Origin of the sequence: Candidatus Aramenus sp. CH1, assembly GCA_022678445.1 — an archaeon.
Classification (GTDB): domain Archaea; phylum Thermoproteota; class Thermoprotei_A; order Sulfolobales; family Sulfolobaceae; genus Aramenus.
Genome location: JALBWU010000004.1, coordinates 136,963 through 150,884, shown reverse-complemented (window position 1 = coordinate 150,884; position 13,922 = coordinate 136,963). Strand labels below are relative to the sequence as shown.

Below are 13,922 nucleotides of genomic sequence, written 5' to 3'. Positions count from 1 at the left end.
TTTACGTAGATCTATATAGATTTAAGCTTTTGCTCCCTCTTCCCTCATTTTCACTATGGAATCGACTTCCTCTAGGACCTTCTTTGCCTCGTTGGTTGACCTTATCTTCACTTCTTGTGGAACATCTATAGAGGTATAGAAATCGGTATATATAGCATCTATAGCTAACGAGAACTCGGTGCTTAACGACGGCGTTATCCCCTTGAAGAGCTTCAAGGCCTCGACGACCGCAGGCGCGTCGTTTACCACCTTTCCCACCGTTATTACCGTCTCTATCTTTACCTCTAGAAGCTCTAGAAGGACGTCGAGTTTCTCCAAGTACTCTGAGATCTTCTCCAACTGTTCTGACTCCTTGGCGTACTGTTCCGCAAGCACGGAAAACCTAGTGGCGTTGCTTATGGACAAGCTCCTATACTGCTCTACCTTACTGGAAATCCTAGACCTCCAGAGCCTCAGCTTGTTTCTGGCAACCCTAACTTCCGTCAAGAGCTCCGCTAGGTTCTTCTTCACGGAATAAATATCGGGCGATAACGTTTAAGAGTATTTTGCCTCCTTTTCTAGTTCCTCTAAAATGTCCTTAAATAGCTTGTACTCCGAGGAAAGCCTATACCTTGCCCCGTATTTTTCCCCGTCCTTTACCACGAGGTTGTTCTCCCCGAGGACTTCCAAGTGATGCATGACCGTCTTGTAGTCTAAGCCCAAGGCCTCAGCTATCTGGTTGGCGTTGAAGGCACCTCCCTCGAGGAGTTTAACGATTCGTAGCCTCGTCCTCCCTCCCCTTGAGGAGAAAAAGAGAAATTTCAGCGCCTTCTTCACTTGTCTCCTTTCCTTTTCATTCATTGAATTTGCCATATGATTTAAAGGGTTAATATAGTTCTCCGTGATAGAACCTCTGGACTACTTCTGATATAACCTCGGTCAGCGTCGGGTGGGAGAACGACACCTTGTACAGCTCCTTCATGGTCAAGTTGCCCTCTATTGCCAAAGCCATGGTGTTTATTATCTCGGTGGCGCCCTCACCTATCATGTGGGCCCCCAGTATCCTACCCTCCTTGTCTACTACCACTTTGAGGAACCCCTCAGTCTCGTTTACCGTCCAAGCCCTAGGTATCTCCCTCATTTCTACCTTTACCTCTGTTGCTTCCACTCCCTCCTTCTTAACGTCATCTAGGCTCTTGCCGACAAGCCCAATCTCCAGGTCGGCAAATATAGAGATGGGTATGTACTTTGGCATGACGCTGTCCTTACCGCCTATGTTGTCCCCTGCTACTATTCCCTGTTTCCACGCCTTGGTGGCGGAGAGCGGTATGCCAGCGCAGTCCCCCACTGCATAAACCCTGGAGTTGGAAGTTCTAGCCTTTCCGTCCACCTTTATGTAGCCCCTCTGGTCAACTTCCACCTTCAAGTTGTTCAGTCCCAAGTTGTCGTTGTTAGCCTTCCTCCCTATAGTTATCACCGCCAGGTCGCCCTCCACAGTTTCGCTCGAGTTGGGGAGGGACACGGAGAACTTGACCTTGTCCTTGGAGTCCACTATCTTTGACCTGGCTTGTAGGTATATTTTTATTCCGTTCTCCTCTAGTCTTTTCTTCGTCTCGCTGGCTATCTCCCTGTCGAAGCCGGGCAGTAGCTGGGGCATCAGCTCAAGGATAGTCACTTCCTTCCCTAGGGCCCTAAATAACGTAGCCAGCTCTACGCCAGCCACTCCCCCTCCTACTATTACGATGGAGTTGGGAAGCGAAGGCAAGTTCATTGCAGTCCAAGGGTCGAGCACGTTCCTCCCGTTTAGGGGGAAGTCGGCAAGGGAGATCGGGGAGGAGCCTGTGGCTATTACTAGCTTGTCGAAGGTGATGGTTTTCTCCTCTACTTGTACTTCTCCGTGCTCGTTTACCTTACCTTCGCCCGCTATAACCGTTACGTTGTGCTTCCTCAAGTTCTCAATCAAGTTGTTCCTTATTGCCTCTATCGACTTGTTCTTGTGCTGGTTTAGGATTTCGTAGTCTATGCTGGCGTTAGCCTTAATCCAAGGGGACTTCCTTGTCCTCGAGACCAGCTTCACAGCGTCGATGAGCGTCTTGGAAGGAATGCACGCCCTGTTTATGCACTCCCCTCCAATTACGTCCCTCTCCACTATTGCTACCCTTTTCCCCAGTTCCGCTGACCTAATTGCTGAGGCTAATCCTCCGACTCCACCGCCTATTACCACTACATCAAAATCCATGCTTCCTATTCTCTCTAGTAAGTATAAAGGCTTTGAGCTTCCTCAAAGCCTCCTTGGCGTCTAAGTCCTTAACCTCGTCTAGGCAGTTCAGGGCAACGAACTCCAGCTCCGTGTAGACGCCGTATTTCTCGTGGATTTCCTCTAGGGAGAGGTCCATGTTCAAGTAGTCCCTAACGAACTCCCTACTGCACTTACTGGCGATGTAAAGGAAACCTAGGTCCACCGTCCTCCTCCTTCCCCTGACGTTTAGGAGAACCCTCGTGCCTATAGGGATCTCCTTTATTTCCCTGTCTACCTCAAGGTCTTCCCTTACCTCTATCTCCCTCTCTTCCCCTAGAAGAAAGAGCCTGTAAGCCTCCTCTATCTTCACACACTTTATTAGCTAGACTTTAGGAAAAAAGGTTGTGGAGAGCTGGGAAGAGTTTAAGCTGAAGGCCCTGCAGAGGATATATCACGACAAGGAAATAGGCTACCTAGACCCGGACATCTTCGGCCTTCTCATGGCCTTTTTCAAGAGAGAGAAGACCTACACCTACAGTAGCTGTAGCGGAAGGATAACTATAATAGATGGAGTCTACCCTTGGTCCAGAAAAGGCTCCACCATCGTCTTCAAGGACCACCTGAAGGTAGAGGAAAAGGACCTAGCGAACACCTTGGGCAAGGGACAGCTATATAGGCTCTGGCTCGTAGTCCAAGGTCCCATAATACACGCGTACACAAAGGACGAGGAAGAGGCGTGGGAGGTTATTAGGCTAGCAAGACTCGTGGGCTTCAAACACAGCGGTATATTAACCAAGAACTCAAAGGGCGTCCTCGTGGAGCTCAAGACTGGGATAAAGTTCGTCCACTTGATTAGGGAGGACGAGAAACAGGAGGTGCCGTGGGAAGAGGTAGCAAGGCTCACAAGGCTGTCCAACGAGATCCTACAGAGGGGAAAGGAGAAGATGAGGGAACTTCAAAAGGTAATTGAGTCATCTGTATCCGAGGATTCTGTGAAGCTGGGGAAGGATCCTAAAGGGAAGACCTCTGCCAACTACGAAGTTGCCTAACTGCCTCAAGGTCTTCATGTACTCTTCGTCGTTTAAGAGGCCATTGGGTTGTAGTATAACCTTCGTGGGGTTAATCCCGTTGTCCTCCACAAACTTCACCACCTCGTCCACGTCCTCAAGGCTCGTGATCACGAACTTGTAGTAGGTCGCCCAGTCTTGGTGGAACTTGTAGTTTATTTGGTACCCAGAGTTCCTGAGCTTTGGGGACACGGAGAACACGTCCACAAGCTCCCTCAACTCCTTTCTAGGCATCACAGTGCCGTTGGTCTCTACTATGACCCTCTGCCCCCTTTCTTTCAACGCCTTGACGAGTGGGTAGAGATCTTGGAGGAGCGGTTCCCCTCCGGTTATTGTTGTGTATGGCATCCTCAAGTCAAGCTTAGAAATTATCTCCTCTACTGTCATCTCCTTCCCGTCAGATCTAAGCCACGAGTACTTGGTGTCGCACCAGACGCACCTCAAGTTGCAACCGGCTAGCCTAACGAAGTTGGAGGGGTACCCCACCACTTCCCCTTCTCCTTGTACGGAGGTAAATATCTCAATTACCCAGTACTTCATTTTGTAAGACTTTCATGATCTCCTTCTTAAGTTCTTCTAGCCCAACTCCCTTCTCCGCGCTTATCTTAAAGAACTTCTCCCTCAACGCCGATGTTACTTGTTCGTAGATGCCCGGGTCTACTTCGTCTATCTTGTTCAACGCTGGGATCACCCTCTTGCCAAAGTACTTCACCTCCTCGTAGAGGTCCAACTGCTCCTTAGGAGAGTAGAGGGAGTACTTTGAGACGTCAAAGAGGAAAACCACGACGCCATTCAAGTTCCTCAAGGCGTTTATTGCCTTCTTCTCTATTTCGTTCCTACTCTCCTGGGGCCTATCGAGGATCCCTGGAGTGTCTATTACTTGGATCTTAGAGAAGTTCCACTCTATGTGGCCCACGTGGATCTCCTTGGTAGTGAACGGGTAGCTCGCCACCTCTGGCTTAGCAGAGGATATCCTCGAAACCAAGGTCGACTTGCCCACGTTTGGGGGGCCTACAACTATTACAGTGGGTAACGAGGGGTCTATGCTCTTAAGCTTCTTCAGTTGCTTTGCCAAGTTTATTAGCCAATTAATGCAACGGTCTTTTCTAAGGACTGAGGAAGCCCTACCGAAAGCCTCCCTCATCAGCCTGTTACTCACCTTCTCGTCTGAAGTCTTTATCTTGCCTATGTACTGGTTAAGTATCTTCATGGCGAGTTTCACGGACTTCATCGCAACCGCCAGACAGATCTTAATTTCCCTGGAACTCTTGCCAGCCACGATTTCCATGGACTCTCTGTAAAACTGGTGGAGCTTATCGACGTTGGGGAAGGAGTTGACGAACTCCACGTATTTGTTGAGGTTATCCCTATAGGAAATTAGCCTCCTTATTTCCCTGTCCTTTATCGTCTCCCCAGAGATCCTTGAAAGCCTGTTGAGCTGGGACTTAATGAAGTCCTCGACTTTGGGCGGGCAATTGATCTTCTCAAAGGGGTTCAGCATATTTTGGTGCCAGGTGGAACATCTGAGTCTGAAGTTAAAAGACTAGGCCTCACGCCCCTTTTCTCGTCTTCCTTGCACCCCGCTGCAAGCACCATACCCTGGCTCTCATAGCCCCTGATCACCCTAGGCTTCAAGTTAGTTAACACGACTACCTTCTTGTTTAACATCTGCTCTGGCGTGTAATACTCGGCTATCCCCGATATTATCTGCCTTTCCTCGCTTCCTAGGTCGACTATCAACCTAAGGAGTTTAGTGCCCTCAATTTTCTCAGCAAACTTAACCACGCCAACCTTTATGTCGAGCTTAGCGAAGTCGTCTATTGTTATTTCCATAGGCAATTGAGGAAAACGGATAGGCTATTTAATGCTTGTTTCCTTAACCAAGTAAATTATTAGGGGACTACTGAGAAGACTTTTTATATTAGTTAAGGAAATCTGGGATATGGAATTTACGAAGCTCGGGGAAGGGAAGACAAAGGAAGTTTACTCCTTTGATGAGGGGCACGTGCTCCTGAAGTTCAAGGACACCGTTACCGCCGGGGACGGGGCAAAGGTCGACGTGATAAAAGACAAGGGCGTAATTAACGCCCAAACGTCTGCCCTCTTCTTTAGGGCTTTAGAGAGGGAAGGAATCAAGACGCACTACGTTGGGATGTACGACGAGAGGACTATGATAGCCAAGAGGCTGAAGATGGTACCCGTTGAGGTGGTACTCAGGAACTTGGCCACAGGTAGCATAGTGAAGAGGTTGCCAATAAAGGAAGGGGAGGTCTTCGACCCTCCCATAGTCGAGTTCTTCTTGAAGGACGACGCTAGACACGATCCCATGCTAAATTACCACCACATGGAGTTCCTGAAGCTAATGACGAGGAAGGAGGCTGAACAGGTAGAAGAGATAATGGTAAGGGCAAACAAGGTACTTAAGGGCATGGTAAAGAGGATGAGCCTCGTCCTCTACGACTTCAAGTTGGAGTTCGGAAGGCTGGGCGACGAGCTCATCATAGGTGATGAGATATCCTTGGACTCCATGAGGGTAAGGGACAGGGAGGGGAGAATATACGACAAGGACCTCTACAGGAAGGGACAGCCCCTTGAGGTGGTGGCGTCTTCTTACGCTGAGTTCCTCGAGAGGTTAAAGAGGGTGGTCTGATGTACAGCGTGGAGATAATTGTCCTTAACAAGGAAGGGGTAAGGGACCCAGAGGGAGAAACAATAAAGAAGTACATGGTAGACAAGGTGACCGACAAGGTCAAGGAAGTGAGGGCGGGGAAGTACGTACTTTTCAGGGTAGACGCGGGGTCAGAGGAGGAAGCTATGAACATAGCCAAGAGAGTCGCTGACGAAAAGAGGCTCTACAACCCCATTGTTCACAAGGTGGAAATAAGGGTGAGGAAGAACGAAGACGGCGGTCATTAAGTTCCCTGGAACCACTTGCGATTATGACGTCCTGAAGGCGCTGGGGGAGGCAAAGGTAGAGGCCGAGATAGTGAGGTACAAGGACTTGGACCCAGATAGGTACTCCTCCGTCGTAATACCGGGGGGTTTCAGCTTTGGCGACTACTTAAGGGCAGGGTCAATAGCTGCAAGCACGGAGACCATGAAGATGGTAAAGGAGATGGCAGACCAAGGGAAGACCGTGCTGGGTATATGCAACGGATTCCAGATCTTGACTGAAAGCGGTCTCCTAAAGGGAGGCCTCCTGCCCAACTTGAAGATGAGGTTCATATCCAAGTGGATTTACGTGAAGGTGGTGAGGGATGACACTAGGCTCACCAAGAACCTGCCAAAGAAGGTTTTGAGGATGCCAATAGCCCACGCCGAGGGCAGGTTCGTCTTAGACGGGGAGGAAGCTAGGAGGCTTATGGTGTTTCAGTACTCAAACGAGAAAGGGGAGGTTTCAGAGGACTACAACCCCAACGGCTCCGTGCTGAACATCGCTGGTATAGCCAACGAGGAGGGTAACGTAATTGGGCTAATGCCTCACCCCGAGAGGGCTTCCTTTCCCTTAACTTCAGTTGACGGAAACGTTGACGGACTACTTCTGTTGAGGGGATTGAGGTGGTAAACCTCTCAGAGTATGAACTAGACGTCGCTAGGAAAAGGCTGGGCAGGGATCCAAACCCTGCCGAAGTTAAGGTCATTGACGCCCTATGGTCCGAGCACTGCTCCTACAAGTCGTCAAAGATATTCCTGAGGAGCTTTCCAAGCGAGGGCCCAAGAGTAGTGATGGGGATAGAGGACTGGCAGGACGCGGGAGCAGTTGACATAGGCGACGGCTACGCAATAGTGCTAAAGGTTGAGAGTCACAACCACCCGTCAGCTGTTGACCCCTTTAACGGCGCGGCCACTGGAGTTGGAGGCATCATAAGGGACATAATAAGCAAAGGGGCCACACCAATAGCCTTGCTAGACATGATAAGGGTAGGCGGGTTAAGGGACAGCAGAAACAAGTGGCTCTTGAAGAACATTATCGCTGGGATAGGCTTTTACGGAAATAGCATCGGCATCCCGGTAGTTGGAGGGGAGCTCTCCTTTGACGAGTCCTTCTCGGACAACCCACTGGTTGACGTCGCCTGCGTCGGTATCGTCAAGAAGGACAAGATAAAGCCGAGCGTCGTCAAGGAGCCCGGGCTGAAGCTAGTCCTGACGGGACTCACCGGAATAGATGGCCTAGGAGGGGCGTCCTTTGCTTCCAGGAAGCTTAGCGGGGAAAACGAGATTGGGGCTGTCCAGATAGCAGACCCGTTCGCGGGCAAGATAGTCATGGACGTTACGCTAGAGGTGGCCGACAAGGTAGAGGCTATAAAGGACCTAGGTGGTGGTGGGTTAGCGGTAGCAGTGACTGAAATGGCCAACGGGCTGGGGGCCAGGGTATACGTCGACAAGGTACCCCTCAGGGTTAAGGACATGAGCCCGGAGGACATCATAATCTCCGAGACCCAGGAGAGGATGCTCTTTGCAGTTAGGGAGGAAAACGTAGACTACGTCTGTAGGGCCTTTGAGTATTACGAGTACCCTTGTGCGGTTATAGGCGAGATATCTGCAGACAGCGTGATAAGGTTCATCTACGAAGGAAAGGAAATAGCTTCCCTTCCGTCAGAACTCCTCCTGTCCCCTCCGCTTTACGCCTGGCCAATAAGGGAGAAGGCGAGGAAAATAGACGTGAAACCGAACGTTGAGCTCGAACAAGCAGTGCGCTCTGTTCTCACGCACCCAGACCAAGCAAGCAAGGAGTGGGCGTACTCCCAGTTCGACTACGAAGTTGGCACGTCAACGGTAGTGAAGCCAGGGGAGGCAGACTCAGCAGTGGTCTCCCTGCCAAACGGCAAGCTGTTGGCCATAAAGGGGGACGCAAACCCCGACCTCTGCGCTGAGGACGCTTACGAGTGCGGAAAGGCGATATTTGCTGAAGCCTATAGGAACTTGGCGGTTGTGGGGGCTAGGGGGGTAGCTGCGGTAGACCACCTCCAGTTCGGCGATCCCAGGAAGCCCGAGATATACAGTAACTTCGTTGACGCAGTCAGGGGGATTGGGGAGGCAGCGAGGTTCTTCTCCATACCCATCGTTGGGGGGAAGGTCTCCTTCTACAACGAGAACAAGAACGGCGTACCGATAAAGCCCACGCCTCTCGTCGTGATGGCGGGACTAGTGGAGGGGAAATTACTCAAGCCAAAAGTAGAGGAGGGGGCCCTAGTGCTCATAGGGTACACCAGGAACGAGATGAGGGGGTCGCTCTTCGCCAAGCTGTTCGGCCCCCATGGCGAGGTTCCCAAGGTGAGGTTACAGGAGGACTACTTAGCGAGCGAGGTCGTCCTCGACTTGATCAACCAAGGGATCATCACCTTCGTAAAGGACGTGAACAGGGGAGGCCTCGTCGGCACCCTAATGGCTGTCCTAAGCAAGGGCTACTCAGCAAAAGTCGACCCAGACAAGGTCCTTGGAACCGACGACCTTATGGCTAAGCTCTTCTCCGAGAACGGAGGGAGGTTTATCGCGATAACCAACTCCCCAGAAAGCGTAGTTGAGAGGGCAAAGAGAAGAGGGGTGATAGCGTCGGTGATAGGGGAAGTAAAGAAGGAGGGGAATTACCTCGAGATAGGCTCAAGGAAGCTCAACGTCGAGAGAGAGGTCGAACACTACTTAAACTACTTGGAGGAGGAGTTGAGTGATTAAAGAGCACTGCGGTGTGTTTGGAGTAAAGGGAGAGGACTCGGTAAGGTACGTGTACGAGGGACTGAAGCTCCTCCAGCACAGGGGACAGGAATCGGCGGGCATATCCTTTGTGGAAGACGGTAGGTTGAAGACCGTGAAGGGACTGGGGCTAGTTGAGGAGGCATTAGGGGAAGGCATAGACAGCAACTCAAACGTGGGCATAGGTCACGTAAGGTACTCTACTACTGGGAAGACGACCTTGGAGGAGGCACAGCCACTGAGCAACGAAGTGTTGGCAGTGGCGTTTAACGGGACAATAACAAACTACTTCGAGTTCGGCAACTTCTCCACGGACACGGAGTTTATCCTAAAGTTCCTCAACAAGGATCTGGAGGGCGGGAAAAGCCTAGTCCACGCTATTAAGCACTTCGTCGACGTGGCTGACGGAGCCTACTCCTTGTTGGTGCTGACTAGGTCGGGGGAAATCTACGCGGTGAGGGACCCAAAGGGCTTTAGGCCCCTAGTGCTCGGGAGGATAGGAAAGAGCGTCGTGGTGTCGTCGGAGGACTCACCTATAAGGCAACTGGGAGGTAAGGTAATTAGGGACGTATACCCCGGGGAGCTGGTAGTGATCAAGGAAGGGGAAGTTTACTCCGATGTGTTGTCAAAGTCGGAAGTGAGCACTTGTGCCTTCGAGTACATCTACTTTTCAAGGGCCGACAGCGTGATAGACGGGATTTCTGTATATAGGGCTAGGGAGAGGTTAGGGGAAGTGCTTTTCGAAAGGCACCCAGTCGACGCGGACATCGTCGTCCCAGTCCCCGACTCGTCTAGGCCCATCGCCATTGGCTTTTCAAGGAGGAGCGGAATACCCTTTGAAGAGGGCCTCGTGAGAACCTTGGCATCAAAGAGGTCATTTATAATGCCCACAAACGAGAAGAGGAACGAGGTTCTTGAGGAGAAGTTCGGCGTAGTGGAGGAGGTCTTAAAAGGCAAGAGGGTCGTCCTCATAGACGACTCCATAGTCAGGGGGAACACCATGAAGAGGCTCATCTCGCTCTTAAGGGACGCCGGGGCTAAGGAAGTGCATTTGAGGATAGGCTCCCCTCCAATAAGGTACCCCTGCTATATGGGGATTGACTTCCCCAGGAGGAGCGAGCTAGCGGCGTACGGTAGGACTGAGGGAGAGATCGCCAGGGAGTTGGGGGCAGACTCCTTGGGCTACTTGACGGTGGAGGAAATGGTCGAGGCAATAGGAAGGAACACCCTGTGTACGGCTTGTTTCACTGGGAAGTACCCACTAAAAGGTAAGTACCAAATTGAAAGACTAGAGGTAGCTTTTAGGAGGTGAAGGTCATGGCTGGGATAGTAGGAGTGTTCGCGTTTGACAAGGTATGGAACGTCTCCAAGTTTTTGTACTACGCCTTAATAGGCCTACAGCACAGGGGCTACTCCTCCAGTGGGGTAGTGCTACTAAACGGGGAATTCTACAAGCACAGGGAAGACAAGTCACCTGAAGACTTGAGGTTCAACGGCGAGGGATGGGCTGGAATAGGCTACACCGGAAAGGAAAGGGCATACCCAGTGGTCTACGAGGACGTGGCTGTTGCCGTGGACGGAGTATTGAAGAACCCAGAGGCCTTAAGGGGGTTGTCAAAGGACCCTGAGAAGACGCTCTCTGAGCTAGAGGGAGCATTCTCGCTTGTGGCCATAACTAGGGAAGGGCAGATGATAGCCTACAGGGACGAGAGCGGTCTGAAGCCCTTGAGCTTGGGAGGATTTGGCTTTGACATGGCAATCGTGTCGTCGGAGAACGTGGCTATCAACGTGATAGGCGGGGAGGCGAGGAGGGAGATTTCCCCTGGGGAGATGGTAATAGTTGACAAGTACTACATAGACTCTAAGAGGTTGAAGGAACCTAGGAGGAACTACTGCGCAATAGACTATGTCTATCAGTCCAGAATAGACGGCAAGGTAAACGAGAGGGACATATACGCTTTGAGGGTTAGAATAGGAGAACAGCTAGCCAAGGAGAGGCCCATACAAGGAGACACGGTTATAGGAGTGCCGGACACAGCGTTGCCGTTTGCAGTTGGTTATTCTAGGGCAACCGGTATACCTATGGACTTAGGGTTCACGAGGACCGGTAGCCCAATAAGGACGATGCTGGCGCAGGACAGCTTCCTTAAGGTCGTTGGGGTTCAGCTGAAGCTTAACGTGGTGAAGTCAGCGGTGTTCGGCAAGAGGGTTATCTTGATAGACGACTCCATGGTCACGGGGCTCACGTTGAAGAACACGGTAATGAGCTTAAGGAGGGCCGGGGCAAAGGAAGTCCACGTGTTGATAGGAAGCCCCAAGCTGGTCTCGCACTGCCCATACGGAGTTGACGTGCCCAAGTCCTCGGATCTAATAGCTGCTAACTTGAGCGACGAGGAAATAGCCAAGGTCATCGGAGCCAACTCAATATATTGGCTAAGCTTGAAGGGGATTTACGAGGTGATAGGTATTAACACAATATGCGTTGGGTGTATGGTGGGGAGGTACCCGAAGGTGATGTGAATGAAAGTCCTACTCATAGGCGACGGTGCCAGGGAGAACTCCCTGGCGTTCTCCATAGCCAAGTCCGGGAGATACCAGCTATACGCCTTTTCCTCTTACGTAAACCCTGGGATAAAGGAGAACGTGGACAAGACCAACGGTAAGTACTTCGTGGGCAATATCCTGTCAAAGGATGAGGTGAAGAAAGTAGTATCTCAAGTTAGCCCAGACTTCGGAGTCATAGGCCCAGAGGACCCGCTCTTCAACGGAGCTGCCAACGCCTTCAGGGAAGAGGGAATACCTGTAGTGGGGCCCTCAAGCAAGGCGTCGACAATAGAGAAGTCGAAGGTGTGGATGAGGAACCTCATGTGGAAGTACAACATCCCAGGGAGGCTCAGGTATAGGGCGTTCAACAACTTAGCGGACGCGGCGAAGTTCGTAGAGGAGTACGGCGGCTCAATAGCAATTAAACCTTCAGAGCAGGTAGGCGGTAAGGGGGTTAAGGTAGTCGCCGACATCCAGGCTTATCTCTCCCACGAGAAGAGGAGAGCCGCAAGCAGGAGCGTCGACGAGATAGGGAAGTTGGTGAAGGATGAGGTGAAAATAATAATAGAGGAAAAAGTGGACGGCCCAGAGTACACCCTCCACGTCCTCACTGACGGGCGTAGCTTCCTGCCCTTGCCACTGGCTCAAGACTACAAGCACGCCTACCAGGACGGCATAGGGCCAGAAACTGGGGGGATGGGTTCCATCTCAGGCCCAGGCTATACGTTACCCTTTATCAACGAGGAGGAGTACAATGCCACCTTCGAGATAGTGAAGCAGACTGCAGAGGCCATAAAGAAGGAGACCGGAGACGAATACGTGGGATTTATATCTGGTCAAATGATGCTAACGGAGCTATGGGGGCCAACGGTCATAGAGTTCTACTCCAGGCTGGGCGACCCGGAGGCCTCAGCGATTGTTCCCAGGATAACCAGCGACTTTGGGGAAATCCTGGAGCTGGCAGCTACAGGGAGGTTAAACAAGGCAAAGCTTAAGGTGGATCCGAGGCCTTCCATAGTTAGGGCCATCGCCCCCTTGGGCTACCCGCTAAACAGGGACCTGGCAAAGGGAAAGGAGATCTCCTTGGACTTGCCCAAAATGAAGGAGATTGGTTGCCAAGCGTTCTTTGGGGCAGTAGCCCTAGAGGGAGGAAAGCTCGTAACCACTGGCTCCAGGGCTATGGAGCTTGTGGCCGTGGACGATACGTACGAGGGGGCAGTGAAGAAGCTGGACTTGTGCACTTCCCTCGTGTCGTCAAACGCGAAGCTTGTATACCGCACAGACATAGGCAGGACGATAGAGGAACAAGTGGAGAAGGCGGAGATAGTGAGGTACTCGTACAAAGACAGGATAAAGAGGGGGGTCCTCGGAGTATCGGCTGACTGGTCTCCAAACGGTGGTCTCTGGTGACCAAGTACTCTGACGCAGGGGTGGACATAGGGAAGCAGAGGGAACTCCACTCTAAGATAGCGGAAATGATCTTGTCCACCTACAAAAACACCGTAGTGGGAGCAGGCCACTACTCAGGGGTAGTGAGGGTAGGGACGCAGAACATAGCCATTCACGTGGACGGAGTGGGCACAAAGACCGTCCTCTCCCTAAAGACCGGGATATACGAGCCCATTGGCGTGGACTGCGTTGCAATGAACGTCAACGACCTGGTCTCAGTTGGGGCAAGACCGGTGGCGTTGGTTGACTACCTAGCGCTCGAGAGACCAATGGAAGACGTGGTAGAGCAGTTGATTAAGGGCCTGGTCAAGGGGGCTAAGGAGTCCGACGCTGAGGTAGTCGGGGGAGAGACGGCAATAATGCAGGGGGTCGTAAACGGCTACGACATCGCATGCACTGCCATTGGCGTCGTTGATTCCCCAAAGCTGGGAAATGAGGTGAGGCCAGGGGACGTGGTGCTAGGTCTAGGGAGCAACGGCGTCCATGCAAACGGCTTTTCGCTCGTCAGGAAGTTAATAGACGAGGGTAAGCTCTCGCTGAAGGACTGGGGAGAGGAGCTGATGAAGCCGACGAAGATCTACGTTAAGGAGATCCTCGCAGTCCTTGACAAGGTTAAGGCAGTCGCACACGTCACTGGAGGTTCCTTTACCAAGCTCAGGAGGGTGACCAAATACGGGCTTGAGCTGAGGATGCCGGAACCACAGGAGGTCTTTAAGGAAATAGAGAAGGCAGGGGTACCTCACGACGAGATGTACAGAGTGTTCAACATGGGGGTGGGAATGGTGGTATTTACTGATATAGAGAACGCGGAAGTTCTTAAAAACTTTTTATCGAGATACCATGAAGTTTTTGAGTTAGGTAAAGTAACTGAGGGTGATAAGATAAAAATTATTACGTATAAGAACGAAATTCTCTACCTATAGAATTTAATGTAGTCTTTTTAAACTCTAAAT

16 protein-coding genes are annotated in these 13,922 nt (G+C 51.4%); 9 read left to right on the top strand and 7 right to left on the bottom strand.

Annotated elements, in window-relative coordinates; translation table 11 throughout:
* Positions 1 to 21: 21 nt before the first annotated feature.
* Genes MPF33_03845 through MPF33_03830 form a run of 4 tightly spaced genes read right to left on the bottom strand, consistent with a single transcriptional unit; the run spans position 22 to position 2,588 of the window.
* The gene (locus MPF33_03845; protein ID MCI2414374.1) at positions 22 to 510 is read right to left on the bottom strand and encodes a hypothetical protein; all 489 of its coding nucleotides are present in this window, start codon (positions 508 to 510) and stop codon (positions 22 to 24) included.
* Positions 511 to 534: 24 nt separating this feature from the next.
* Positions 535 to 840, bottom strand: a complete 306-nt coding sequence (locus MPF33_03840; GenBank protein MCI2414373.1) for a winged helix-turn-helix domain-containing protein — start codon at positions 838 to 840, stop codon at positions 535 to 537.
* A 25-nt stretch (positions 841 to 865) separates the two neighbouring features.
* On the bottom strand, positions 866 to 2,218 hold the full coding sequence (locus MPF33_03835; GenBank protein ID MCI2414372.1) for an NAD(P)/FAD-dependent oxidoreductase: 1,353 nt from the start codon (positions 2,216 to 2,218) through the stop codon (positions 866 to 868).
* On the bottom strand, positions 2,208 to 2,588 hold the full coding sequence (locus MPF33_03830) for a hypothetical protein (GenBank protein ID MCI2414371.1): 381 nt from the start codon (positions 2,586 to 2,588) through the stop codon (positions 2,208 to 2,210). The genes MPF33_03835 and MPF33_03830 overlap by 11 nt, the downstream gene beginning before the upstream one ends.
* Positions 2,589 to 2,622: 34 nt before the next feature.
* On the opposite strand from MPF33_03830, the gene MPF33_03825 reads away from it, so the two are divergent.
* On the top strand, positions 2,623 to 3,267 hold the full coding sequence (locus tag MPF33_03825; protein ID MCI2414370.1) for a hypothetical protein: 645 nt from the start codon (positions 2,623 to 2,625) through the stop codon (positions 3,265 to 3,267).
* Here MPF33_03825 and MPF33_03820 read toward each other — a convergent pair.
* The 3 genes from MPF33_03820 to metG are packed head-to-tail and all read right to left on the bottom strand — an operon-like array spanning position 3,190 to position 5,118.
* Complete coding sequence (locus MPF33_03820) at positions 3,190 to 3,825, bottom strand: 7-carboxy-7-deazaguanine synthase QueE (protein MCI2414369.1); 636 nt, start codon at positions 3,823 to 3,825, stop codon at positions 3,190 to 3,192. The genes MPF33_03825 and MPF33_03820 overlap by 78 nt on opposite strands.
* Entirely contained in the window at positions 3,806 to 4,786 is a 981-nt protein-coding gene (locus MPF33_03815; GenBank protein MCI2414368.1) for a 50S ribosome-binding GTPase, read from the bottom strand. Before MPF33_03815 ends, MPF33_03820 begins: the two co-directional genes overlap by 20 nt.
* Entirely contained in the window at positions 4,780 to 5,118 is a 339-nt protein-coding gene (gene metG / locus MPF33_03810; protein MCI2414367.1) for a methionine--tRNA ligase subunit beta, read from the bottom strand. Before metG ends, MPF33_03815 begins: the two co-directional genes overlap by 7 nt.
* A 109-nt stretch (positions 5,119 to 5,227) precedes the next feature.
* On the opposite strand from metG, the gene MPF33_03805 reads away from it, so the two are divergent.
* Genes MPF33_03805 through purM form a run of 8 tightly spaced genes read left to right on the top strand, consistent with a single transcriptional unit; the run spans position 5,228 to position 13,892 of the window.
* Positions 5,228 to 5,935 carry a phosphoribosylaminoimidazolesuccinocarboxamide synthase gene (locus tag MPF33_03805; protein MCI2414366.1) on the top strand — a complete coding sequence of 236 codons (708 nt, stop codon included), beginning with the start codon at positions 5,228 to 5,230 and terminating at the stop codon, positions 5,933 to 5,935.
* The gene (gene purS, locus MPF33_03800; GenBank protein ID MCI2414365.1) at positions 5,932 to 6,201 is read left to right on the top strand and encodes a phosphoribosylformylglycinamidine synthase subunit PurS; all 270 of its coding nucleotides are present in this window, start codon (positions 5,932 to 5,934) and stop codon (positions 6,199 to 6,201) included. Before MPF33_03805 ends, purS begins: the two co-directional genes overlap by 4 nt.
* Complete coding sequence (gene purQ, locus MPF33_03795) at positions 6,197 to 6,850, top strand: phosphoribosylformylglycinamidine synthase I (GenBank protein ID MCI2414364.1); 654 nt, start codon at positions 6,197 to 6,199, stop codon at positions 6,848 to 6,850. The genes purS and purQ overlap by 5 nt, the downstream gene beginning before the upstream one ends.
* A complete protein-coding gene (gene purL / locus MPF33_03790; GenBank protein ID MCI2414363.1) occupies positions 6,844 to 8,958 on the top strand; it encodes a phosphoribosylformylglycinamidine synthase subunit PurL in 2,115 nt (704 codons plus the stop codon). Before purQ ends, purL begins: the two co-directional genes overlap by 7 nt.
* Positions 8,951 to 10,288, top strand: coding sequence for an amidophosphoribosyltransferase (gene purF, locus MPF33_03785; GenBank protein MCI2414362.1), 1,338 nt, complete (start codon positions 8,951 to 8,953; stop codon positions 10,286 to 10,288). The genes purL and purF overlap by 8 nt, the downstream gene beginning before the upstream one ends.
* Positions 10,289 to 10,293: 5 nt before the next feature.
* Complete coding sequence (locus MPF33_03780; protein ID MCI2414361.1) at positions 10,294 to 11,496, top strand: amidophosphoribosyltransferase; 1,203 nt, start codon at positions 10,294 to 10,296, stop codon at positions 11,494 to 11,496.
* Positions 11,497 to 12,930, top strand: a complete 1,434-nt coding sequence (gene purD, locus MPF33_03775; GenBank protein MCI2414360.1) for a phosphoribosylamine--glycine ligase — start codon at positions 11,497 to 11,499, stop codon at positions 12,928 to 12,930. It abuts the gene before it with no gap.
* A complete protein-coding gene (gene purM / locus MPF33_03770; GenBank protein MCI2414359.1) occupies positions 12,924 to 13,892 on the top strand; it encodes a phosphoribosylformylglycinamidine cyclo-ligase in 969 nt (322 codons plus the stop codon). Before purD ends, purM begins: the two co-directional genes overlap by 7 nt.
* Positions 13,893 to 13,922 lie beyond the last annotated feature (30 nt).

Excerpts from the sequence above, each read along its gene's own strand:
- metG (MCI2414367.1), bottom strand. The coding sequence starts at position 5,118 with ATGGAAATAACAATAGACGACTTCGCTAAGCTCGACATAAAGGTTGGC.
- MPF33_03815 (MCI2414368.1), bottom strand. The coding sequence starts at position 4,786 with ATGCTGAACCCCTTTGAGAAGATCAATTGCCCGCCCAAAGTCGAGGAC.
- MPF33_03780 (MCI2414361.1), top strand. The coding sequence starts at position 10,294 with ATGGCTGGGATAGTAGGAGTGTTCGCGTTTGACAAGGTATGGAACGTC.
- MPF33_03835 (MCI2414372.1), bottom strand. The coding sequence starts at position 2,218 with ATGGATTTTGATGTAGTGGTAATAGGCGGTGGAGTCGGAGGATTAGCC.
- MPF33_03840 (MCI2414373.1), bottom strand. The coding sequence starts at position 840 with ATGAATGAAAAGGAAAGGAGACAAGTGAAGAAGGCGCTGAAATTTCTC.
- MPF33_03820 (MCI2414369.1), bottom strand. The coding sequence starts at position 3,825 with ATGAAGTACTGGGTAATTGAGATATTTACCTCCGTACAAGGAGAAGGG.
- purD (MCI2414360.1), top strand. The coding sequence starts at position 11,497 with ATGAAAGTCCTACTCATAGGCGACGGTGCCAGGGAGAACTCCCTGGCG.
- MPF33_03805 (MCI2414366.1), top strand. The coding sequence starts at position 5,228 with ATGGAATTTACGAAGCTCGGGGAAGGGAAGACAAAGGAAGTTTACTCC.